Origin of the sequence: Aliiglaciecola litoralis (genome assembly GCF_039523355.1) — a bacterium.
Classification (GTDB): domain Bacteria; phylum Pseudomonadota; class Gammaproteobacteria; order Enterobacterales; family Alteromonadaceae; genus Aliiglaciecola; species Aliiglaciecola litoralis.
The window spans coordinates 1-4,344 of sequence record NZ_BAAAFD010000024.1 but is presented as its reverse complement, the minus strand read 5'-3'; the positions used below and the strand labels follow the sequence as shown (position 1 = coordinate 4,344).

General features: G+C 40.1%; 7 protein-coding genes. All 7 read right to left on the bottom strand.

Annotated features, from left to right (window positions below):
• Positions 1–235: 235 nt before the first annotated feature.
• Positions 236–562, bottom strand: coding sequence for a hypothetical protein (locus tag ABD036_RS18770; protein ID WP_343862687.1), 327 nt, complete (start codon positions 560–562; stop codon positions 236–238).
• A gap of 796 nt (positions 563–1,358) precedes the next feature.
• Positions 1,359–1,745: a hypothetical protein gene (locus ABD036_RS18765; protein ID WP_343862685.1), complete on the bottom strand. Its 387-nt coding sequence runs from the start codon at positions 1,743–1,745 to the stop codon at positions 1,359–1,361.
• 323 nt (positions 1,746–2,068) lie between these two features.
• Positions 2,069–2,371 (bottom strand): hypothetical protein, encoded by a 303-nt coding sequence (locus ABD036_RS18760; protein WP_343862683.1) that lies wholly within the window; start codon positions 2,369–2,371, stop codon positions 2,069–2,071.
• Between the two features lie 563 nt (positions 2,372–2,934).
• Positions 2,935–3,279, bottom strand: coding sequence for a hypothetical protein (locus tag ABD036_RS18755; protein ID WP_343862681.1), 345 nt, complete (start codon positions 3,277–3,279; stop codon positions 2,935–2,937).
• A gap of 119 nt (positions 3,280–3,398) precedes the next feature.
• Entirely contained in the window at positions 3,399–3,641 is a 243-nt protein-coding gene (locus ABD036_RS18750) for a hypothetical protein (RefSeq protein ID WP_343862680.1), read from the bottom strand.
• 118 nt (positions 3,642–3,759) lie between these two features.
• Positions 3,760–4,203 carry a DUF2059 domain-containing protein gene (locus ABD036_RS18745; protein ID WP_303462962.1) on the bottom strand — a complete coding sequence of 148 codons (444 nt, stop codon included), beginning with the start codon at positions 4,201–4,203 and terminating at the stop codon, positions 3,760–3,762.
• A 47-nt stretch (positions 4,204–4,250) separates the two neighbouring features.
• On the bottom strand, positions 4,251–4,344 hold a 94-nt coding region (locus tag ABD036_RS18740), incomplete at its 5' end, for an IS3 family transposase (protein WP_343862677.1).

The following is a 4,344-nucleotide window of genomic DNA, read 5'->3' as shown; positions in this document are numbered from 1 at the left end:
GGAAGATCTGCCCTGCGAACAGCCTCTTTGCGAAAAGTTTCAGTATAAGGTTGTGCTTTCTTTTTGCGTTCCATAAATCACCTCTTATCTAACTATAAGAGATGTCCACTTTTTTTGGGTAAGTTCTGCATATAACGCCTAAATAAGAGGCGCATAATAGCTGGCTAAAATAAGTGAGGCACGAACGACAGCCAGCTGTTAGGCGTCCTGCTTAATTTTCTTGTTAGGCATACATTTATCGAATGTGAGCCTTTTTAACAATATAACCGTGTTCATTATTAAAGCCGTAATAAAGACAAAAATTTGGACATCCTCTGATGTTAGCATTTAGCTTGAAGTTTTCTTTGTACGAGACCTCAACATCACAGAAATTTTTATCACACTTAGCTAAGACATAAAGTTTTGCTAGTTCTTTATCATTTTTCTTTAAGTCATCAATTACAGCTTCAACTGCTTTTTCACTATATTCGGGGTAATTAGAAATATCGTTAATCTGAAATATTTCGGAAGCGAAGACGTTAAACGTGCAAAGTAAAAATATAAAAACACTTAAATGTTTCACCACGACTTCCTGTATGCCTAACGCCCCTAATAGACTGCACAAACTTGTGGCCTACACTTTGTGAGGCACGAGCAATGGCCGCGAGTTTGTGTCAGGTTGATTGGTTTGTTATACGGAGAACACATACTGACAAAGCCCACGATTAAAATTACTAAACCAAATACTACAATCGAATGGCTGAAAAAAGCGATAACTTTTTAAGCTGCCTGACAGAACAATGACAACTGAAACGGTGAAAAGGCCCGTTAACGTTTAAAGTTGAATTTGGTAAAAAGAGAATGAATGCAGTTTAAAAAAGCGCAACAAAACTAGGCTGTTACTTCCAATTCCAAACAACGTTTAACCCTTAAAAGAAATCCGTATAACGCCCCTATTAAACGGCACAAACTTGTGGCCTACACTTTGTGAGGCACGAGCAATGGCCGCGAGTTTGGGTCAGGTTGATTGGATTGTTATACGGAGAACACATACTGACCAAGCCCACGATTAAAATTACTAAACCAAATACTACAATCGAATCGCTGAAAAAAGCGAAAACTTTTTAAGTTACCTAACAGAACTATGACAACTGAAACGATGAAAAGGCCCGTTAACGCTTAATGTTGAAACTGGCAAAAAAGGAGCGAATACAGTTTGAAAAACAGCGACAACGCTAGGCTGTTACTACCAATCCCAAATACCGTTTAACCCTTAAAAGAAATCCGTATAACGCCCCTATTAAACGGCCCAGACTTGCTGGCTATACTTGCAAGGCACGAGCCAAAGCCAGCGAGTTTGGGTCCGGTTGAATGGATTGTTAGGTAGCATTTATTACCTGCGGCACTCTTCTTGTAATTACATGTATAAATTCATTACCTGTCATTACCGAGTAATGCATTAACTCCCCTGGTGTAGTATCAAATATTAGCGTTTCTGATTTCAAATATTTGAGGAGGCTTGAATCTCCATGGAGCCCGACAACCCCACCTTCTCGCTGATTGTAGAAGTTTTGCTGATGGTCACATTCGTCATAAATTTGAAACTGAATTGTATCTGAAAAGACTAGCAAGTAACGTTTATGTTCATTTTGCCCCTCAACGACCCTGCTGCTTTCTTCCAAAGTCAAAGTCAACAATCCATCTTGGTACTGTAGGTTATCAAGATACCAGCATTGGTAATCGTGAATATCTAGTTCCGTTTTCATGATGCTACCTAACACCCCGCATAGAGGGCAAGTTTACGGGTGCAGCTCTTGAGCGTAGCGAAATGCGCCCGTAAAGTTGTCCCAGCGACCGAAGGGAGTGAACTGATGCGTTTGTTAGGTAGGCGGAATTTATTGGGGTTTTGATAAAACAATCCATGTCTCCTTGCGTTAACCATTTGGGTGAAAATAACATTCGTTTGTCGCTCAAACAACAACTGATGTGGACAAGCGGGAATCAAACATTATACGCTCGCGAACCCGAAAAAGGTGTGTTAAAAACTGATGGGAGTGCCTCGTGAAAGGAAGAGCAAAAACAACGGCTACTAGCACAACCCCAAATCAGTAATAACATGCGATTTTAAATCTATTTTATCTCTTGGGATATCATAGTCTTTAGCTAGCGTGTCCATCAGGAATTCAATAACCTCGTCTATTTCAACATCATTATTAGTCGTCATATTTACGCGGTTGGTTACATACACAGCAATGTCGCCAACTAAAGCCAAGTCAGCGAGATCTTCGTCGGGCATTTTTATTCCATACTTCTCTTCTATTGATATAGCAAACTCGACCGTTTCAAGACCCATACCTAACTTTTCAATAACGGGCGCAGGCACGTGGGGCATAATGGCGAAGCCGCCCTGCGTGTATGCGTCCCAGCGAACGAAGTGAGTGAGTTTATTGAGTTGTTATATGCGTTGCTCATTTAAACCACTCGTCTTTGTGAGACTTGATTGTAACTTCGTCGACCTCTGGAAGTTCGCTTAACTTTAAACCACATGAATTACATGAGACAGCCCACATACCTGATTTTGAATAAAAACTACCGTTGAATATGATGTTTAACAAGGAATAAAAGCGTTTACCGCAACGTGGGCAGGTTGATAATGACAGTCGAAGCAATAAAAAGAGAAAAAGGTAGATGAATAGTGGGGCAATGAATCCTAGTGGCGGAAATAATAAGCCAAGAAAGATACCTATTGATACTAAATAAAAGCATGGCCAGCGAGCAGCATGTACGTTGTCAGAACGAAGCTTGATTTTTCTTAGACCAGCGAAATATTCTTCCATGAGTTAAGTACCAATTAGCATATAACGCTTACAATAACGGGAAAAACCGAGTGCTTTGGCACGAAGTGACAGCGAGGCTTTTTCCCAATAAGCGAAGCGAATGTTGTTGATTGTTTTGTTAGTTGCCACAGTATAATTCGACTTCAGATTTGGTTAATTTCAGTGACTCAATTGCTGTTTTGGATATTGTTTGAATATCTTTGTAGTCTTCAATACTTTTGGGATATTCACAAATAATCATTTGGGCTACTTCCCCAGCCTCTATTGGGTCAGTTCTCCTTAGCTTTTCAATATCGATAAGTGTTCTAACCCATATCTGTTCCGAAAGAATATGACCGTTTTGAGCATCTTGAAATAAATATGTTGCAAGTTCCAACCTTTCTTCTAGTCGATAAGCTTTGTTTCCGAAGAAAATAGCACCCGCAAAAGCTATCAAAAAAAGCAGAAAGGTGAATTTATTCATGGCAACTAACGCTTTAGTAAGGGGCGCAGACTTGTTGGCTAAACTGCGCGAAGCGCCAGCCAACGAGTATGCGTCCCAGCCCAGCTTGCTGGGCGAACTTGACTAACTTGTTAGGTGATTTACTTTGGCACATAAATAGACCAAACCATGTTACTAACTTCACTTGCGGCAAAGCTAACTTGCCTGTCATTAGCTTCAATAGTGTAAACACACATCAAATGCCATTGGCTAGGGTGTTGTGGATGAGGGGCTTTAAAACTTTTAGACTCAGATGGATGCCATTCGTGCTTCCAAATATCCAAACCCTCAACCTTTTTGGTTTGGCCTTCAAAATTTATATCGTGGAACTTCCAATTTTCCATAATCACCTAACTTTTCAATAACGGGCGCAGGCTCGTGGGGCATAATGGCGAAGCCGCCCCGCGAGTATGCGTCCCAGCGAACGAAGTGAGTGAGTTCATTGATTTGTTATGTTTCATTTCAATCAACCTGCTGAAACTCACTGATTAATGAATTAAATTTGGGGCTGATTTTTTCCATAAACTTTGCGTTCAAATTCCCTGATTGGCTTAGGAATTTTTTTCCGGTTGGCGAAGCATAGAAAGTCACAAGATCTCGTAATTCTGATTCAGTGAACGTTTCACTATAGCTATGCTTAAACGCTTCCAAAACTTCTTCAGTGCTCAAAAAAGCTATAATTTTGTCTACAATTGCTGAATAATCCTGCTCTAATTCAGCTCTCTCTTCGTCTGGCATTTCTGTACTTGCTAGTGCAAGAACCATTTGCTTTTTATAGTTGATTGCCTTTTGCGCAAGAAGTTGTTCCATTTGTAAAACTGAGAAAAGCTCAGTTGCAGCATCTTCTTCCGAAGCTGAAACTGATAGTGACAGAAACGATACTAATAAAGCCGATAATATTTTCAAATTTCCTCCTTGAAACTGGTGTTACCCACTAAAAGTGGACATCCTGTTTAAGCGTAACGAGCTTCATATTCCAACGGACTTAAGTATCCCAATGTCGAATGTAGCCTTACGCGATTATAAAATATTTCAATATATTCAAAG